This window comes from Aeromonas sp. s10 (genome assembly GCF_040907975.1).
Classification (GTDB): Bacteria; Pseudomonadota; Gammaproteobacteria; order Enterobacterales; family Aeromonadaceae; genus Aeromonas; species Aeromonas caviae.
Map to the genome: position 1 here is coordinate 43,761 of NZ_JBFOCV010000003.1, position 18,998 is coordinate 62,758.

Annotated in this window: 12 protein-coding genes and 1 pseudogene; 6 read left to right on the forward strand and 7 right to left on the reverse strand. The window is 61.4% G+C overall.

Annotation, left to right across the window (positions count from 1 at the left end; all coding sequences use genetic code 11):
* Positions 1-4 precede the first annotated feature (4 nt).
* Together AB5Y59_RS00250 and AB5Y59_RS00255 are read left to right on the forward strand one after the other, a co-directional pair.
* On the forward strand, positions 5-1,978 hold the full coding sequence (locus AB5Y59_RS00250; RefSeq protein ID WP_368211228.1) for a methyl-accepting chemotaxis protein: 1,974 nt from the start codon (positions 5-7) through the stop codon (positions 1,976-1,978).
* A gap of 10 nt (positions 1,979-1,988) precedes the next feature.
* Positions 1,989-3,320 (forward strand): ABC transporter substrate-binding protein, encoded by a 1,332-nt coding sequence (locus tag AB5Y59_RS00255; protein ID WP_124244621.1) that lies wholly within the window; start codon positions 1,989-1,991, stop codon positions 3,318-3,320.
* Between the two features lie 327 nt (positions 3,321-3,647).
* Here the strand turns inward: AB5Y59_RS00255 and AB5Y59_RS00260 are convergent, their stop codons facing one another.
* From AB5Y59_RS00260 to AB5Y59_RS00285, 6 genes are all read right to left on the reverse strand, one after another.
* Positions 3,648-4,670 (reverse strand): LacI family DNA-binding transcriptional regulator, encoded by a 1,023-nt coding sequence (locus tag AB5Y59_RS00260; protein WP_041201452.1) that lies wholly within the window; start codon positions 4,668-4,670, stop codon positions 3,648-3,650.
* Positions 4,671-4,809: 139 nt separating this feature from the next.
* Positions 4,810-5,679: a MalM family protein gene (locus tag AB5Y59_RS00265; protein ID WP_134997562.1), complete on the reverse strand. Its 870-nt coding sequence runs from the start codon at positions 5,677-5,679 to the stop codon at positions 4,810-4,812.
* A gap of 74 nt (positions 5,680-5,753) precedes the next feature.
* Positions 5,754-7,043 carry a carbohydrate porin gene (locus AB5Y59_RS00270; RefSeq protein WP_039041336.1) on the reverse strand — a complete coding sequence of 430 codons (1,290 nt, stop codon included), beginning with the start codon at positions 7,041-7,043 and terminating at the stop codon, positions 5,754-5,756.
* A 61-nt stretch (positions 7,044-7,104) separates the two neighbouring features.
* Complete coding sequence (locus tag AB5Y59_RS00275) at positions 7,105-8,442, reverse strand: putative glycoside hydrolase (RefSeq protein WP_141712012.1); 1,338 nt, start codon at positions 8,440-8,442, stop codon at positions 7,105-7,107.
* Between the two features lie 835 nt (positions 8,443-9,277).
* Positions 9,278-12,412 carry a multidrug efflux RND transporter permease subunit gene (locus AB5Y59_RS00280; protein WP_368211229.1) on the reverse strand — a complete coding sequence of 1,045 codons (3,135 nt, stop codon included), beginning with the start codon at positions 12,410-12,412 and terminating at the stop codon, positions 9,278-9,280.
* 14 nt (positions 12,413-12,426) lie between these two features.
* A complete protein-coding gene (locus AB5Y59_RS00285) occupies positions 12,427-13,584 on the reverse strand; it encodes an efflux RND transporter periplasmic adaptor subunit (protein WP_069651755.1) in 1,158 nt (385 codons plus the stop codon).
* Positions 13,585-13,739: 155 nt separating this feature from the next.
* Here AB5Y59_RS00285 and AB5Y59_RS00290 point away from each other — a divergent pair, with 155 nt between their 5' ends.
* Entirely contained in the window at positions 13,740-14,468 is a 729-nt protein-coding gene (locus tag AB5Y59_RS00290) for a response regulator (RefSeq protein WP_368211230.1), read from the forward strand.
* Positions 14,465-15,544 (forward strand): ATP-binding protein, encoded by a 1,080-nt coding sequence (locus AB5Y59_RS00295; RefSeq protein WP_368211232.1) that lies wholly within the window; start codon positions 14,465-14,467, stop codon positions 15,542-15,544. Before AB5Y59_RS00290 ends, AB5Y59_RS00295 begins: the two co-directional genes overlap by 4 nt.
* A gap of 144 nt (positions 15,545-15,688) precedes the next feature.
* On the opposite strand, the gene AB5Y59_RS00300 is transcribed toward AB5Y59_RS00295, so the two are convergent.
* Entirely contained in the window at positions 15,689-17,179 is a 1,491-nt protein-coding gene (locus AB5Y59_RS00300; RefSeq protein ID WP_069651753.1) for a SulP family inorganic anion transporter, read from the reverse strand.
* 575 nt (positions 17,180-17,754) lie between these two features.
* On the opposite strand from AB5Y59_RS00300, the gene AB5Y59_RS00305 reads away from it, so the two are divergent.
* Positions 17,755-18,519 (forward strand): LuxR family transcriptional regulator, encoded by a 765-nt coding sequence (locus AB5Y59_RS00305; RefSeq protein ID WP_342040271.1) that lies wholly within the window; start codon positions 17,755-17,757, stop codon positions 18,517-18,519.
* 231 nt (positions 18,520-18,750) lie between these two features.
* Positions 18,751-18,998, forward strand: a pseudogene (gene hcp1 / locus AB5Y59_RS00310) (type VI secretion system effector Hcp1); the annotation flags it as partial.

Consider the following 18,998-nt stretch of genomic DNA (forward strand, 5'->3'; position numbering starts at 1 on the left):
AAGGATGTCGATCGTACGGCGGATCAGATTGGGCTTTACGCTGCTGCTGGTCCTGTTGCTATTGCTCGGGGCCATCAGTTACCTGAAGACGACCTCCATTCACGGTCGTTTCCAGCAGGTGACCGAGGAGGCGACACCTCAGGCCCTGACCGCCAGCCGGCTGCGCGCCGCGTTGCTGATGGCCGACAGGGACAGCCTGGCGCATCTCGCCATCCGGGAGACGTCGGCGTTCCCCGAGTCCCGTCAGCGTGTTGCCCATGACAAGGTCCGCTATGAGCAGCACATCAAGGCATTCGCGGCCCTGACACTCGATACCGAGAGTGAGCGGCAACTCGCCCGGGTCACCGACCAGGCCCCCCGGCTGTTTACCATCTCTGAGCAGTTGATGAGCCTGCACGAAGAGTCGGTCGAGCTGGAGCGGGTGCTCTCACGGATGCGGAGCGAGCTGCTGCACCTGGACGACAACTACCGTTCGGCGGCAGACCTGCTGGTGCGTTACACGGCGGGTCGGCGCTCTTTGCAGAACAAGGCGGAGCTCATCACCAGCGGTATTGCACGGGATCTCAAGCTGATCCTGCGTGCCGACGGCAACACGGATCTAGTGGCACTACAGGGGGGGCTGGCCAAAGACATCGACATTGCGAACCAGCGTCTGGAGCGGATTGTTGTCCCCGATGACGTCAAGGCCAGGTTCACCCGTCATGTGGCGCGCATTCCCCAGCTGGTATTTGGCGACAAGGGGCTGATTGCCACCCTGGTGCGCCGTCAGCAAATCAGCCAGCAACTCCATGGCTTGCGTGAACAGCAGGAGGCGCAGAGCCAGCAACTGGGGGAGGTCTTGGACAGGCTTATCGCCATCAGCAACCAGAGCATGCAGGAGGACAGGCTGAGTGCCGACGTCGCGGTTGACAGCGCCCGCACCTGGATCGTGATGGTGGCCCTGTGTTCCGTGCTCATCGCTCTCATTGTTGCCTGGAGTACGGCCCGCAGCATCCAGGTGCCGCTGGTGCGGATCAATCGGGTTCTCGGTTTGATGGCACAAGGGGACATGACGCTGCGGGTGCGCTACCCCGCCAGGAACGAGCTTGGTGAGGTCGCGAACTCCATCGACCAGCTGGCCCACCACACCAAGACGCTCCTGATGGAGGTCCAGACCGGCTCTGAGTACCTGGTGAGCGAGACGCGCAAGACCGCGGAGATCGGCGAGCAGGTGATGTCGCAGGTGCAGGCGCAGAAGGCCCAGACCGATCAGGTGGCGGCCGCCATCTTCGAGCTGGAGACCAGTGCGACCGAAGTGGCGCGCTCGAGCGATCATGTTCGTCGGGAGGTGGGGGAGGCCAATGACGAGAGCCGGCGCGGACGTCATCTGATGCAGGCCAATCGGGATGGCATCGAACAACTGGCGACCGACATCGCCGGGGCCATGGCGATCACCCGCAAGCTCGAAGGCTACAGCAGCAACATTGGCAACATTCTCGAGGTGATCCGTGGCATGGCTGAACAGACCAACCTGCTTGCCCTCAATGCGGCCATCGAAGCGGCCCGTGCCGGGGAGGCCGGGCGGGGCTTTGCCGTGGTGGCCGAGGAGGTGCGGGCGCTGGCTACCCGTTCACAAGGGGCGACCCAGGAGATCCAGGTGATGATCGACAACCTGCAGGGATGCGCCCGCGATGTGGCGAGCGTGATGGCCCAGAGCCATGAGCAGACCCAGCAGAGTGTGCAGCAGACCCGGGATGTCGAGAGTGCCCTGGCGGGGATCGCCTCGCGCATGGAGGCCATCAAGGAGATTGCGGATCACATGGCTTATGCCGCAGCGGAGCAGATTTCGGTGAGTCAGGGAGTGGCCCAGCACGTGGCGGCCATCGCAGACGTGGCTCACGAGACCGAGCAGGCGTCCCGGGTATCGGCGAGCAGTGGTGAGGTGTTGTCGGGGCTGGCCAGCCAGCAGCAGAGTCTGGTGGCCCGTTTCAAGGTGTAGGAGAGAGGCGATGTGGAAATCTGTGAGTGCCCTGCTGGTCTGGGGGCTGAGTACGGCGGCGGTATCCCAGGAGCTGGTGCTGGAAACCTGGCGCGTGGATGACGAGGCGCTTTGGAAGGAGCAGTTTCTGCCCCGTTTTCAGGCGATCCATCCCGAGATCACCCTTAAGCTGCATTCGCAGCGCTCGGCGGATTACGATCGGGAGCTTGCCGAGCGGCTGGCGGCAGGGAAGGCGGGGGATCTCATCACTTGCCGTCCTTATGATCAGTCCCTGCGGCTGTTCCAGCAGGGGCATCTGCTGGATCTGACGGACCTGCCCGGGATGGAGAACTTCCCGAGCTTTGCCAAGGCCGCCTGGCAGACCGACTCCGGGGCCCAGACCTTCTGCCTGCCCATTGCCTCCGTGATCCAGGGTTTCTACTTCAATGTCGATATCTTCAACGCCCTTGGGCTGACACCGCCGCGAACCCGTGCCGACTTCTTCGCCGTGCTGGAGAAGGTGAAGCAGGATGGCCGCTATCTGCCGCTGGCACTGGCTGCTCACGACAGCTGGGTGGTCTCCGAGCTTGGTTATCAGAATATCGGTCCCAATTACTGGCATGGGGAAGATGGCCGCCTGGCGCTGATCAACGGTCAGGCGCGAGTGACCGATGCCCCTTATGTGGCGGCGTTTCGTGAGCTGGCAAGCTGGCGGCCCTACATAGGGGATCATCCTGCCGATGCCACCGAAGCACAGGCGGTGGATGCCTTTGCCGCGGGCAAGGCCGCCATGATAGTGGCGGGCTCCTGGTCGCTGGCCCAGTTCACCGGCAAGGTCAATTTTGGTGCCTTCCCGCCCCCCGTCGCGCGGGAGGGGGACACCTGCTATTTCACCGATCACACCGACATGGGGATCGGCATCAATGCCGCCAGCCCGAACAAGGAGGCCGCCCTGAAACTGGTGGAGTGGATGGCAAGCGCCGACTTTGCGGAGCGTTTCTCCAATTCGGTGCCCGGCTTTTTCTCCCTCTCCAATCACTTCTTCGAGCTCAAGGACCCGGTGGCGAGCACCATGATGGGCTGGCGGGATACCTGCGATTCCACCTTGCGTCTGGGGGCGCAGTTCCTCACCCGGGGTGAGCCATCGCTTACCACAGAGCTTGCGGAGGTATCGCAATCCGTGGTGCTCGGCACCATGACGCCGGAAGCGGCCGCCGCGCGCATCCAGCAGGGGTTGGCAAACTGGTATCCCCCCCAGAAGGCGGCCACGAGAAGAGCCAGTCTGTGTGAAGCGGACGAGCCTCTCCCCACGCTGGCAACCAGCGCGGCCACCGGGACGGAATCCCCCTTCGCAGCGCCTTGACGGTGGCCCTGCTCCCGCAGGGATCTGCACACTCCCCAAGGCGCCTTCAGGCGCCTTGTTTCATTCAGGTCGACCGGGTTCATCGGGTTGTGATTGCCAGGCTTTGGCTGGTGTCATCGGGCCAGGCCGGATTGAGGGGCCGGCAGAAGAGGGACGCCAGGTTGTGCGTAGTCTCTGTGCTATGTCAGAGAGTCAAGGTGGAAGACGCGACAGGGGCAAGTCATTCGCTGGGCAGGTGGCTGACAAAAGAAAAACGGCCCGAAGGCCGCTTTGCGCTGATGCTGTGCTGGGATCTGATGCTGCGCAGGGAACCGCCCCGGTCTGTGTTCACCCCTTGTACGGCAGTGTGGTATCACGCACCACAATGCTCAACTCGGGCAGTTCGTCCGAGTTCAGCTCCGTGTTCTCGATCAAACCCAACAGAGTCTTGACCATCTTGACACCCATCTCGTAGATGGGCTGACGTACCGTGGTCAATGGCGGGTTGGAATAAGTAGAGAAGGGCAGGTCGTCAAAACCGATGAGCGAGACATCCTCAGGCACCCGCAAGCCGCACTGCTTGAGCCCCAGAATGGCACCGTAACAGGTCTGATCGTTGGCGCAGAAGATGGCGGAGAATTTCCGGCCGCTCTCCACCAGCTTCTTGACGGCATTGAGCCCGCCGACTTCGGCGAAATCCCCCTGGATGACCAGGGAGGGGTCATATTCGATACCTGCGCTCACCAGGGCCTGGCGATAGCCATGATGACGCTCGATGGCATCGTTATGATCCGGTAAACCGACGATATGAGCGATGTCACGATGACCCAGATCCAATAAATAGCGAGTCGCCATGTAGCCACCCAGCCGGTTATTGATGCTGAAGGAGTGTACCCGCTCGGTCATGATATTGTGACCTGTGGCCACAATCGGTATTTGCTGGGAAAACTCGAGCAGTGTTTGCTGATTGACGTGGCCGGTCAAAATAATAAGGCCATCAACCCGCCGGGCTACCAGCAGGCGCAACCGCTCAACTTCTTCTTCCGCATTCCAGTGACCGCTGACAATCAGTGGCACATACTCCATGCCCTGAAGAGTGTGTTCAACACCCCGCAACATTTCGTTGGAAAATGGACTCTCCACATGTTGGGTCAAAACACCCAGGGTCATGGACTGACCCGTTTTCAAATATTGCGCCATCAGGTTGGGACGAAAATTCAATTCCTGAATGGCATCTTCCACCGCCTGACGTTTATCTGCGGCCACTTTGGCCGAGCCGTTCAATATCCGGGATACAGTGCTTGCCGAGACACCGGCTCGGCGGGCGATATCATAGACAGTGGCTTTTTTCTCCTGAGCTGACTTCGACATCCCCCCTCCGTACTCGACTGTGAAAACCCCTGGTCATGGCCAGTGTTATATGAATATCTTCTTAATAAATCAGCAAGTTAGGATACCCGTTTCCCCTGGTGGTGACAAGCGATGATGCGCCTTGCCAGGGGAGGGAATGCTACTGCTGGGCGGCAAAAAAGACCTCTTTTGCCTTGGTAAAACCGGCTTGCTCGGCGGCTTTGACCCAGGCGAGCGCCTGCTCATAGTTTTTGCTCTGAACGGCAGTGCGAATATGCTGATAATAATCCAGTTCACCCAACGATTTATCTGGTGAGGCCATCACGGGCGATATGATTTTTGCGATCTGTGTCGCATTCGCAGCAGGCTCTGCGTCCAGCGTCAAATATAGGCGTCCGGTAGCAGAGTGAGGCACTTCCACATTGATGAGGCGGGCGACATCCGTGGTGCGATCATATTGCATGGCGCGCTGGAGATCGTCCGGGTTGAGCCGGGTACTGCCCTGCATGTCCTTCGCCGTGGAATAGATCACCATATAGGCGGCCCGAGCGCTGCCAATGGGGGCCGGAATGGTGAATTCCCCCTGAATGTTCTGCCCTGAAATTAACGAACGACCGTCATAACTGAATGTGGAACCGGGAATGGTTTGAACGGCGTTGTATTGCTCGTCCAGCAACAGGATGCTGGGCAGGAAGACGGTATAGTCGACCGGAATGGTTATTTTGACGCGAGTTGCCTGGCTGACTTCGGGCAGCGAGAAGGCCATTACATAGCTTTTGCCTGAATCAAATGCATAGACCTGGCTGTCGGTGCTCACATCGATCCAGCGGCTCTCCTGCCCGAGGGACTGGAAGCGAAGTTCCTTGAATGACTCGACCGCCACCTTGTTCGACAATTGTTCCCGACCTTGTTCAACCTGTTGCTGCAGGGCGGAGACTGCCGATCCTGGCGAATGCTCCGGGCCCATGCCGGCGCATCCGGCCATCAGCAGACTGACCAGGAAAGGCAGACACTGCTTCGTTCCCTTCATCGTGTTTCCTCGTATGCAATGCGGGCCCCCCAAGGGACCCGAGATTATAGTGCAGATAAGTATCGCGACCTAACCTACCACCACATGTCCGCCTGTACACCGACCAGGAAATCTTCCCGGTCTTCCTGCCAGGGGGTCTCGTTGTTGTGATCGACATAGGTCGTCAGAATGCGGATCTCCGGTGAGGGCCCCATGCCGGTATTGACGGTGAAGGTCGGCACTATGCTGACCTTGTGAGAGGTGCCACCCCGTTCGACGTTGTCGATGATCAGGTTGTTTTTCACATATCCGACTTCCGTTTGGATGGAGAAGAACTCATTGATCGGGAATACCGGGCGCAGAGATGCGGCATACCAGGAGTCATGGCCACCCAGCTCGTAATCGTTGTACTGGTAGGAGAGGGTCGGCAGCAGATGAATATTGGCGCCATACCAGCCACCCCAGAGGAAGAGGCGGTAGGATTGATCGCCTTCCATCACCTTGGACTGGTAGGGTTTATAGCCATCCGCCTTGTCCTGCAGTGTCTTCTGATACAGGGAGCCCTTGCGATACATGGCGGTATTGGTCAGGTTGGCACCCAGCAAGTCCCCTGAACCCAGCCCACGTCCTGCCTGGGCGATGAACTTGGAGAAGCCGCCCGGCATGAAGAAGAAGTCGTCGCGGGAATAGATGACGGTTCCTTCTGCCCCCTTGGTGGCATATTGCTTGTTGTCGCCGGTGAACTCGTTGCTGGGCATCTGCTTGAGTGCGATCTCCATGTCCCAGGCACCGTAGAGGGCGCTAGTGTGGAGGGTGTGCATGGTGGCTTCAGTGCCATTGGCGCGGTCGGAGTGGCTGGTGTCGTTGCTGTTGATATAGGCAAAGTCCCACTTGCCACCCGCCATCTCCATGGCTTTGATGCCGACGCCGGTTCCCGAGTAGTCCGTGTAGAAATAGTCGGTGGTCCAGATGTAGTTCTCGCGGTCGTAATAGCGCAGGCCGCCCCACATGGTCCCGGTCGGGGTGATGCCACCCAGCTCCACATAGGTTTCTGACACACCGCTTTCGCGAGGCGCGGCACGGGTTTGCAGGCCGTCGGCATCGGACTCCACCTTGAAGTGGATGTTGACCGACTTGTTGCTGCCCAGATCCCACAACTTGTTCAGGCCCGCTTCCCAGCTGTTGTCCAGCTCGGAGCCCAGGCGCCCCATGGTCTTGTCCATCTCATATTCGTACCCCGCCTTGGCGAAGTTGTCCTTGGCGTCAAACATCGAGCCGGCACGAATATAACCGTGGAAGCCAAAACTCTCGGCGGCATTCGATACTGCGGGCACTGCCAGCCCGCAACATGCCCCGACAAACAAGGCGAGTGACTTCAATTTCATCTTATTGCTCCAATCCGTAGAAAATTATTTTCAATCGATTTCTCGAAGATTCAATGCCTTGTCACCTGATCTGCTGGCAGGGCTGATTGCTGTCAAAATCTGCCGGGATGGCTGTTTTCAGGGCCACGTTGGTGAAGGCGAAGCGCAGACCGGCCATGGAGTCCCAGGCCCCGCTCAGGTAGAGCGCCTTTTGCACCGAGCCTGTGTTGGCCGCAGGAATGAGAGAGGCGACCGGCAGGATGCAGCGGTACCAGGTGTCGTCATCGGGCACGATGTTGCTGTCCATGGTGAAGAAGGTGCCAAAGTCCGGGCCTGCGGTACCGTCCATGCGGATCTGGATGTTGGGGGAGTCACCGTAGCTGGAGACTTTCAGGTCGAGCAGCATGGCGCCGTCCTGATAGGCGGAGAGATCCCCATTGGCGCTGTCGGTCCCGAGGAAGGCGGCGCCATTGCCTGGCAGGTCCATGGTGATGACCTGGTTTTCATCGGTCAGGGTGCCGCCGAAGCTGGCTGCCGGGTAATCGGCGCTGCGGTCCTGGGCCTGGCTCTTGTCACCGGAGTAGTAGAGTGCGGCATCGGTGGCCACCAGCGCTGGGGCATTGTTGACGCCGGAGCCTGTGTCCGGATTGGTACCTGGATCGGTGCCAGGATCGGTACCGGGATCGGTTCCCGGGTCGGTGCCTGGGTCTGTGCCCGGGTCGGTAGCACCGCCAGGCGCTTCACAGGTGACCGGGTCGACAACGGGCTTGGCCGAGGTGGTGAGCAGGTACTTGATGTTGGTGATTTCGTAGTTGAAGGCTTCTTTGGTGGCCAGGTGGAACGGTGTGCCCACAGTGGCGAGGTTGATGGCCGTGGCACCGGGGAAGGGCTTCATGCAGTTGATGGGCAGCGTGAGCGTTTCCCAGTCGCCCGAACCGGTCAGGGCGCTGGCAATGGGCAGGCTGCTGCGGTTGGGATATTCGTTGTCGATGGAGGCATTGAGCACTTCCGGCACCTTGCTCTTGGTCCGCAGCTGGAACTCGATGAAACCGGAGGCGTATTTGCTCAGGTTCAGAGGGGTGGCGGATTTGAGCATGAAGGTGCCATCTCCGTCACCGGCTACCTGCACATCGGCGGTGTCATCGGTACCGGCATTGTTGATGAGCACGGCGCTGATGCTGGTCATGGCGACGGGAGAAGCGGTGACCGGTTGCAAGCTCCAGTTGTCCTTCTCTGACTGGATGCTGGGGGTTGTACCCCCATTGGCACCGACCCCGAACAGGATCAGGGTGCTGTCGCCAGGGGGCGTGGTACCACCGTTGTCGCCACCGTTATTACCACCGGTGTTGCCACTATTCGAGTCGATATTATCGGCCCCACCACACCCGCCAAGCAGGGCAGCGGCGATCAACGACGCCAAAAGTCCTTTTTTTGATGCATTCATACTGACCACTCCAATCAATGGGAAAAATATCCACCGCGATGAACCGTCAAGACTCAAACAGACGCTATGCAATCGATGCCAAGACAAATCATGCTGGCTTCATTTTCTTGAAATCGATTTCCAATGCAATGCTTATCCCCTGTGATGATCAAAGTTTGTGTTTCAAATCACAGAAAGCGTGTCCTGATGACCAGCTGATGGGATGTGCAAGAAAGAGTTATCTTTAAATGAAAAGAGTTCATGGTGTTGTTTTTAATGGATTATTTTCTTTTTCTCTTGAGGCTGACGATCAGAGGGAAAGTATCGGAGTAGATCTGCAATGTATCTGAGGTGATTGCGATGTGTCGATTTCTGAGTAACACTTAAATTGACTTCGATTTCATAGTGTGTTGAATGAGACTCAGGCTGTCATCAACATTGCGGGGGCCTCTCCAGCGGTTCAAGCACCAGGAGTGTCCAGCCTTGACTGGTGATGGCAGACAGCATGCAGTCGATGAGGCCAAGGGAGTCGGCCGTCAGAGCGATGCTGAGGCCGGGTTCCTGCTGGGTCGGCACCGACCCGGGATGGTGCAAGCCCCCTGTGCCAGATAGCAGATCGCCATCTTGGAGAAGACCAAGGATGCACCGGCGACGGAGCGCTGGTCACAAACCCTGGAGAGGTAACCCGCGATAAGGCCACCCCCGCAGCATCGGCCATGAACCACAGGCCCGGCACCATGGCGCGCTCATCCTCTTCGAAGGAACGCAAAATGGTGCCAGGCATGCACTGCATGATCATCGCCTCCTCAGGGCCAGCAAACCCGCGCAGCGGTCAACATGATCGGTGCTGTGCTCGCTGTGCTCGCTGTGCCCGCCAGGCCTGAATGCGCGCCTGGGTGCCGATGACGAAGACAAAAAAGACCGGCACGAAGAAGATGGCTAGCAGGGTGCCACTGATCATGCCGCCGAACACGCCGGTGCCGATGGCATGCTGGGTCTCGGCGCTGGCACCACTGGCAAGCATCAGCGGCACCACGCCGAGGGTGAAGGCGAGCGACGTCATCAGGATGGGGCGCAGGCGCAGGCGGGCGGCGGTCACCGCAGCGTCAAGCAGCGAGCGCCCTTCGCCGTACAACTGGCGGGCAAACTCCACGATGAGGATGGCGTTCTTGGCCGACAGGCCGATGATGGTGATCATGCCCACCTTGAAGAAGACGTCGTTGGGCATGCCGCGCAGCATCACCGCCGCCACGGCGCCGAGCAGGCCCAGGGGGACCACCAGCATCACGGAGAGCGGAATGGACCAGCTCTCGTAGAGCGCGGCCAGCACCAGGAAGACCACCAGCGCCGACAGCAGCATCAGCAGGGGGGCCTCGGCCGCGGACTGGCGCTCCTGCAGCGACTGTCCCGTCCAGGCCAGGGCGAAGCCTGGCGGCAATTGCGCCACCAGGCGATCCATTTCCGCCATCGCGGCGCCACTGGAAACCCCGGGGGCGGCACTCCCGGAGAGACGCACGGCGGGGAAGCCCTCGAAGCGCATCATCTGTTGCGGCGACTGGCGCCAGGTCGGCGTCACCACCTCCCGCAGGGGCACCATGCCGCCGCTGGCATTGCGCACCCGCAGGCCGAGTACGTCATCGAGCTGCATGCGCGCCGACGCGTCGGCCTGCAGGATGACCTGCTGCATGTGCCCGCCGTTGGGAAAGTCGTTGATGTAGAGCGACCCCATCGCCGCCGACAGGGTGCTGCTCACGCTGGTGAACGAGAGTCCCATGGCCTCGGCCTTCTGCCGGTTGATCTCGAGGTGAATGCTCTCGCCGGGGGGCAGGCTGTCGGGATAGACATCGCTCACCACTTCGCTTTGGGCCGCCAGTGCCAGCAGTTGCGCCTGGGCGGCCAGCAGCGCGGCCTCCCCCTGGTTGGCCCTGTCTTGCAGGAAGAGCGTGAAACCCGAAGAGGTGCCCAGTTCGTCGATGGCGGGCGGCAACAGGCTCATCACAGTGCCTTCCTTGCTGTTGGCCATGGCGGCCTGTGCCAGCTCCGCCTCTTCGGCAGCCGTGGCACCATGGCGCTGATCCCACTCTTTGAGCATGGTGAAGGCCATGGCCGCATTGGGGCCGGCGCCGGAGAAGCTGAAGCCCTGCACCACCAGATTGGTGTCGAGCGCCTCGCGAGAGGCCACATGGGCCTCGAACTCCTTGATGACGGCCAGGGTGCGCTCGCTGGTGGCGCCGGTCGGCAGCTGGATGGAAGTCATGAAGTAGCCCTGATCCTCGTCCGGCAGAAAGGAGGAGGGCAGCTGGGTGGCGGCGATGGCCAGCACGGCGCAGAGGGCGGCGAAGGTGACCATCATGCGTCCGCTGCGCCCGACCAGCCGGGTGACCCGAACGCCGTAGCCCACCGTGAGCCGCTTGACGCCCCGGTTGAAGGCGCCGAAGAAACCGCGCTTCTCATGGTGATCCGGGCTGACCGGACGCAGCAGGGTGGCGCAGAGCGCTGGCGTCAGGGTCAGGGCGAGGAAGGCGGAAATCAGGATCGACACCGCCATCGACAGGGTGAACTGCTGGTAGATGACCCCCACGGAGCCGCTGCCGAACGCCATGGGGATGAACACCGCCGTGAGCACCAGGGTGATGCCGATCACCGCCCCGGTGATCTCCTTCATGGCCCGCGATGTCGCCTCCCTGGGCGATAGCCCCTGGGTGGCCATCAGGCGCTCGACGTTCTCCACCACCACGATGGCGTCGTCGACGATGATGCCGATGGCCAGCACCATGCCGAACATGGTGAGGGAGTTGATCGAAAAACCGGCCAGCAGCATCACCGCGAAGGTGCCAAGCAGGGCGATGGGGGCGACGATGGCCGGGATCAGGGTGTAGCGCAGGTTCTGCAGGAAGAGAAACATCACCAGGAACACCAGCACCATGGCTTCCAGCAGGGTGTGGATCACCTTGTCGATGGAGACCTTGACGAAGGGGGCCGAGTCGAACGGGATCGAATAGGCCATGCCCGCCGGCAGAGTGGGGGCGAGCTGAGCGAGACGGGTGCGCACCGCATCGGCGGTGCGCACGGCGTTGGCGCCGGGGGAGAGCTGAATGGCAGCGCTGGTGGCGGCCACGCCGTTCTCCCGGTTGGAAAAGGCGTAGGATTGCGCCCCCAGCTCGACCCGGGCGACGTCACCCAGCACCAGCTTGGCGCCATCACTACCGGCCCGCAGCACGATGGCGGCGAACGCCTCGGGAGTGGTCAGCTGCCCCTGTACCGTGAGGGGAACCGTCAGTCGCTGGCCAGGCAGGGCGGGTTCGTCGCCGAGGCGCCCCGGTGCAATCTGCACGTTCTGCTGCTCGATGGCCTGCGCCACCTCGCTGATGGTCAACCCGTAGGCGGCGAGCTTGCCCGGATCTACCCAGATGCGCATGGCCTGCTCGGCGCCGAACAGCTGCACTCGCCCCACCCCGTCGATGCGGCGCAGCTCCTGCACGATATTGCGCGCCATGTAGTCGTTCAGCGCGACCTCATCGAAGCGGCCATCCGGTGAAGTCATGCCGACCATCATCAGAAAGCCGGACGAGGCGGACTCCACCTGCAGGCCGGTTTGCCGCACCGCCTGTGGCAAGCGAGGCTCGACCGCCTTGATGCGGTTTTGCACGTCCATCTGGGCCAGCTCCGGATCGGTGCCCGGCTTGAAGGTGGCGGTGATCTGCGCGCTGCCGGAGGCATCTACCGACGACTCGAAGTAGAGCAGGTTCTTCACCCCAGACAGCTCGCGCTCGATCAGGCTCACCACCGCATCGTTCAGGGTCTGCGGCGTGGCGCCCGGATAGGTGGCATAGAGGGTCACCGACACCGGCGCCGCCGAGGGATAGCGGGAGATGGGCAGCTTGGGGATGGCGATGACCCCCGCCAGCACGATGAAGAGGGCGATCACCCAGGCAAACACCGGGCGATGAATGAAAAACTGCGGCATGAAATGTCTCCGATTCAACGGTTACCGGCGTCAGCCTGCTGGCTGACTGCGGGGGATTGCCAGGGATGGGCAATGACTTGCGTCCCCGGGGTCAGGCGGCCGATCCCCTCGATCACCACCCGCTGTCCGGCGCTGAGTCCGGACGCGATTCGGTACTGGCTATTCACCAGTTCAGCGGTGTTGACCGGAACCAGTTGTGCCTGCCCCTGGCCATCCACCACCCACACGCTGGTCTGGCCCGATGTGCGCACCACCGCCTGCTGAGGCACGCTCAGGGCGTTGGCATAGCGGGCACGGGGAATGCGCGCCTGTACGTAGAGGCCGGGCAAGAGCCGCCGCTCCGGGTTGTCCACCAGTACCCGCAGCAGTACGTCACCGGTACCGGCATCCACCTCGATGCCGGAGAAGAGGATGTGCCCCTGCATGCCGAGCGGCTTGCCGTCGCTGCCGAGGATGTCCACCGCCAGTTCCGGTGCCGTCGAGCCAGCCTGCTGGCGCAGGGTGTCCAGCACAGAGGCTGGTTGACGCACATCGACGTAGACCTGATCGATCTGCTGGATCCTGGCCATGGGGGTGGCATCGGTGGGGGACACCAGGGCCCCTTCACTCACCAGCGCCTGATCGATGCGCCCGGCGATGGGGGCTTCCACGCTGGCAAATTGCAGGCTCAGCTGGTGCCGGGCCAGGGTCGCCCTGGCCTGAGCCACGTCGGCGGCCGCCTGATCCCGCTGGGAGACGGCATCGTCATAGGTCTGGCGGCTGATGGCCTCGGTGCGCAGCAGCGGCACCAGACGGTCAATCTGGATACGGGCGCGGGCCAGCACGGCCTCCGCGCGCTGCAATGCGGCGGCGGCGCTGTCGACATCCGCCTTGAAGGGGGCCGGATTTATCTGGAACAGCACGGTACCTGCGCCGATTTCGGCGCCCTGCTCGAACAGGCGGCGCTGCACGATGCCGCTGATCTGGGCCCGAATTTCGGCGCTGCGCAGCGCGGCTACCCGGGCGGGCAGATCCTCGCTGATGACCAGGTCCTGACCTGCCAGCGTCATCACCGACACCTGAGGACGGGTCGGCGCATCTTGCGCTTGCGACGCCCCATCGCAACCTGCCAATCCGAATACGGCAATGACGGCGAGCAGGGTGCCCGCATACCGCTGTTTGACAAACATCATACTCACCTCGTTAAACCGTCTCCCGGGCATGGTGCTGCCGCGAGAGCACATCGAACGGGCATTATGGAGAGGGGCTATTGCGAATGATTCGAGGCTTTGTGGAGAATCCATGGAGGCGGTGATAAAGTTCAAGCCCACCATTTTCGAGTCCGACCATGTCGTATCTTCCTGCTTCCGCCAACCTGGCGGCCCAGTCACTGGTACTGATTGCAGAGGATGAAGCCGAGATTGCCGACATCCTTGCCGCTTACCTGCAACGCCACGGATTGCGCACCCTGCATGCCGCCGATGGCCGCGAAGCCCTGGCCATGCACCAGACATGCAAACCCGATCTCCTGTTGCTGGATGTGCAGATGCCGCAGCTCGATGGCTGGCAGGTGCTCAGCGAAATCCGGGCCCGTGGCGACACGCCGGTGATCATGTTGACTGCCCTGGATCAGGACCTCGACAAGCTGATGGGGCTTCGCATGGGGGCGGATGACTATGTGGTCAAACCCTTCAATCCGGCCGAAGTGGTGGCCCGGGTACAGGCGGTGCTCAGACGCAGCCAGGCAGCAAAACAGGCCACGGCCCGGGTGCTGCGGGTCGGCCCCTTCCAGATCGATCTGGAGAGTCACGAGGCCAGCATTTGCCGCGATGAGGGGCAACAGATGCTGGATCTGACCCTGACCGAGTTCAAGTTGCTCGCCTCCCTGATGCGGACACCAAAAAGGGTGTTCAGCCGCGCCGAACTGCTGACCCACTGCCTGCCCGAGGGGGATACCCAGGAGCGCACGGTGGACAGCCACATCAGCAAGCTGCGCAAGAAACTCGAGGCACAGGGTATCCAGGGGGTGCCCACCAGTGTCTGGGGCGTCGGTTATCGCTTCGGGAGCGATGCGTGAAATCGGCACCCGGCCTGCGCAGGCAGATCATCCACTCCCTGGGACTGATGGCGCTCGGCATCATCTCCCTCGCGGTGATCGGCACCTATGTGTTCTACGCCATTGCCGTGACCTATGTGCCTGGCAGCATCTCCGAGAGCTGGATGCCCTCCAGGGTCGAGATGATCTGGATTGGCTCGACCATTCTCATTGCATTGGGGATGGCGCTGTACGTGGCGGTGCGCCTCTCTCGGCGTATCCTGACCCCGCTCAATTCGGTGGCGAACAGCCTGCGCGAGGTGGCAGAGGGCAAACTCGATGCGCGCGTGCCGCTGGATGAACAGGCGATCGGGGAGACGGCGCAACTGGTGCGGGACTTCAACACCATGGCCGAACGGCTGCAGAGCATGACCCGTGAGCGGGAGTTCTGGAATGCCGCCATCGCCCACGAATTGCGCACCCCGGTGACCATCTTGCGTGGCCGCTTGCAGGGGCTGGCCGAAGGGGTATTTCCGCCAGAGCGTGCGCTCTTTGAAGGCTTGCTGCGCCAGGTGGAGGGATTGACCCACCTGATCGAAGACTTGCGGGTACTCAGTCTCAACGACAGCGGCCACCTGGAGTTGCAACGAGAGGAGATCAGGCTGGCCGACGAGCTTGCCGTGGTGCTCGAGGCGTTTGTCGCCCCCCTGGCCGCGAGCGGTTTCACCCTCAAACGGGAGCTCGATGCCGAGCTCTGTGTCTGTTGCGATGCTCTTCGCATCCGTCAGGCCCTGATGGCGCTGCTGGAAAATGCCCAGAAGCACGCGGTGCCGGGCATGCTGACCGTGCGCCTGCATCGTTCGGGCACCCAGTGCATCCTGAGTGTGGAAGACGAAGGGCCTGGCATCAGCGAGGAGGTCGCCGCCCATATCTTCGAGGCGTTTCGCCGGGGGGATCCGTCACGCTCACGCAAGAGTGGCGGCAGCGGGCTCGGGCTGGCCGTGGTCAAGGCCATTGCCGAGGCCCACGGCGGCAGTGCGGTCTGCCAATCCGGCGGGCGGGGCGGCACCCTGTTCCTGCTTTCCTGGCCCCTCTTGCACCCTGACGGCAGGTCATGACCCCGCATTGCCGCATCGGCTCGGGATGGGCGCGCCGAGGCGCGTGTGTTGACTGTGATCCAACAGCCCAAAAAAAGCCCATCTCATGGTGAGAGACGGGCTTTTTTATGGCTTGCAGGCAGCGCCCTCATGGGGGCGCCGGGATCAATGCTCGGCCAGCAGGGGCTCTCCCTCCTGGCGTTTGTCGTGGATGGCAAAGCGATCGACCAGGGTGGCACTGGCGTCGTTCAGGCCGATGACCGCCACCTCTTTCCCCTCACGGCGGAACTTGATGACCACCTTGTCGAGGGCCGTGATGGCGGTGATGTCCCAGAAGTGGGCGTGCGTCAGGTCGATGACCACCTTCTCCACTTCCTCCCTGAAATCGAAACCGGCCAGGAACTGCTCGGCGCTGGCAAAGAAGATCTGGCCCCGCACCAGATAGGTACGCACGGCGCCGCTGCGCTCGCTGTCGCTCTTGACCACCATGACGCGGGCAACCTTGTGGGCGAAGAAGAGGGAGGCGAGCAGCACCCCCACGAAGACCCCGAGTGCCAGGTTGTGGGTCGCGACCACCACGGCGACGGTGGTCACCATCACCAGGTTGGTGGAGAGGGGGTGGCTCTTCAGGTTGCGTACCGACTCCCAGGAAAACGTGCCGATGGAGACCATGATCATCACGGCCACCAGGGCTGCCATGGGGATCTGACGGATCCACTCATCCATGAAGACCACCATCAGGATGAGCAGGGTCCCCGCCACGAAGGTGGAGAGGCGGCCGCGGCCACCGGATTTGATGTTGATGACGGACTGGCCAATCATGGCGCACCCCGCCATGCCTCCCAGCAGACCGGCGCCGATGTTGGCGATCCCCTGACCCTTGCACTCGCGGTTGCGATCGCTTGGGGTGTCGGTCATCTCGTCGACGATGGCTGCCGTCATCATGGACTCGAGCAGTCCCACCACCGCCAGCCCCGCTGAATAGGGGAAGATGATGGCCAGGGTCTCCAGATTGAGGGGCACGTCGGGCCAGAGGAAGACCGGCAGGGTATCGGGCAGCTCGCCCATGTCGCCCACGGTACGGATGTCGATGCCCAGGGTGATGGCCACCGCCGTCAGGATGACGATGCACAGCAGGGGGGAGGGGAGCAGTTTGCCCACCACGGGAACGAGCGGGAACAGATAGATGATGCCAAGCCCGGCCGCGGTCATGGCGTAGACCTGCCAGGTGACGTTGGTGAGCTCGGGCAGCTGGGCCATGAAGATAAGGATGGCCAGGGCGTTGACGAAGCCGGTCACCACGGAGCGGGAGACGAATCGCATCAGGCTGCCGAGCCTGAGGTAGCCCGCCGCTATCTGGAAGAGGCCGGTGAGCAGGGTGGCCGCCAGCAGATACTGCAGGCCATGTTCCCTGACCAGGGTCACCATCAGGAGCGCCATGGCGCCGGTGGCGGCGGAAATCATGCCGGGACGACCGCCGACGAAGGCGATGACCACGGCGATGCAGAAGGAGGCATAGAGGCCGACCTTGGGGTCGACGCCCGCAATGATGGAGAAGGCGATGGCCTCCGGGATCAGCGCTAGGGCGACGACGATGCCCGACAGCAGATCGCCCCGTATGTTGGAGAACCACTCTTGTCTTGCACGTTCCAGCATGGGGATTTTCTCGCTCGTTGAGGATCCATGGCCACAGGCCCGCAAATCAGGGGGAATGGCGGGGATCACAGGGTTGCATTGGCTGTTGATGGCCGGGTAAACCGGCCGGTCGGCATAACCGGAGTCAGGCGGCAGAGGCCGCACAGGGCAGGGTCAGGGCGGCGTGACGGCCACCCCAGAGCACATAACAGGCATAAGGGGCGCATGTTAACAGCCGGTGCCAGGCCGGGGAAGCCCGTAAAGGGCCAGAAACGGGGGACGGGACACAAAACGATTGGCCTGTCAGTGATCAAGGTCTCATCTGGAAAGTTTATTATCCCTTCCCCGCCGAGTGCTGTTATATGATTGCGATGTTTTTTGCAAAAACTCGTGATTTTAATGCAGTTAAGTTCTGGTTATTGGTATTTCGCTCTGCGCCATGCCCTCCATCCCGCCGAGAGCGAGCCCCCGAGGCTCGTGGCGGGCCCTGAGATCAGGGTTTCACGGGTTCCGTTTCTATTTGTTGGCACGTGATTCAGCTCCCATTGGGTTTCATGAAAAACAATGCTGACACCATTTGAAAACAATTCGACAACATGGATACAAGCTACGCGTTAGATCTCATCTCCCGGTTCGAACAGGCCGACGATGAGCACACCATAGTGGCATTGCTGCGCCAGTTGACGACACAGGCGGGATTTGACTACTTCAGATTGGCCCTGATGTCTCCCAGCACCATACAGCGACCGGATGTCACCATCTTCAATGGTTGTCCTCAGGAGTGGGTTGACGCCTATACCCAGGCCAACTTCTTTGCCATCGATCCCGTCGTCCAGCGCGGCATGGAGCAGAGCACCCCCATCCTGTGGGCGGATCTCATGGTGCAGGGGGTCTGTGACGATGAGCGCCTTGCGGTGATGACGCTCGCGCAGCAGGCGGGATTGCGCGACGGCATTACGTTTCCCTGGCACGGGGCCAACGGTCATGTGGGCCTGCTCTCCCTGATCACCAGCACACCTCGCACCAGAGCGCAGTGGCTCTCTGCGGTGCCTTTTCTCAGCTGGCTATCCATGCATATCTTCGAGGCGGTGGTGAGAGTCTGCCTGGTAGGGGGGTCCTCTCATGATGCCCTGAGCCTGCGCGAGCTGGAGGTATGCCGCTGGGCGGCGGAAGGGAAGCAGACGAGCGATATTGCGCAGATCCTGGGGATCACCCCGCGCACGGTAACCTTTCATCTGAACAATGTGGTCACCAAGCTGGGGGCCAGCAGCAAGTGCCAGGCGATCTCCTGGGCGTTGAAACAGGGGGTGGTGAGGTTGAACGTAGAGCTGGCCGCCGTCGCCAATGTGGATGAGCAGTAGTGTTCCCGTCGGATTGGCGCAAAAAATTGCGCACATACCAGAAGATTGAACTGTGAGTGCAATGACTGATGGTCAAACGTGTTGAAAAGTACAACTTATTGCGCCGAGCGTACTGCCTTATGGGGGGATTTTTTATAACTGATTGAAATGTAATGGGTAAAAAGAGTGGCATGGACGCTGCTAACGGATTCGGGCGAGTGTCATAACCGTTCAACCATCAGGAGCAATTCCATGCCAACCCCATGTTATATCAGCATCGAAGGTAAAACCCAGGGCAACATCACCGCCGGTGCCTTCACCTCCGATTCCGTCGGCAACATTTTCGTGCAGGGCCACGAAGACGAGATGCTGGTACAAGAGTTCCAGCACGTCGTCACCGTGCCAACCGATCCGCAATCCGGTCAGCCGGCGGGTCAGCGTGTCCACAAGCCGTTCAAGTTCACCGTTGCCCTGAACAAGGCCGTGCCGCTGATGTACAA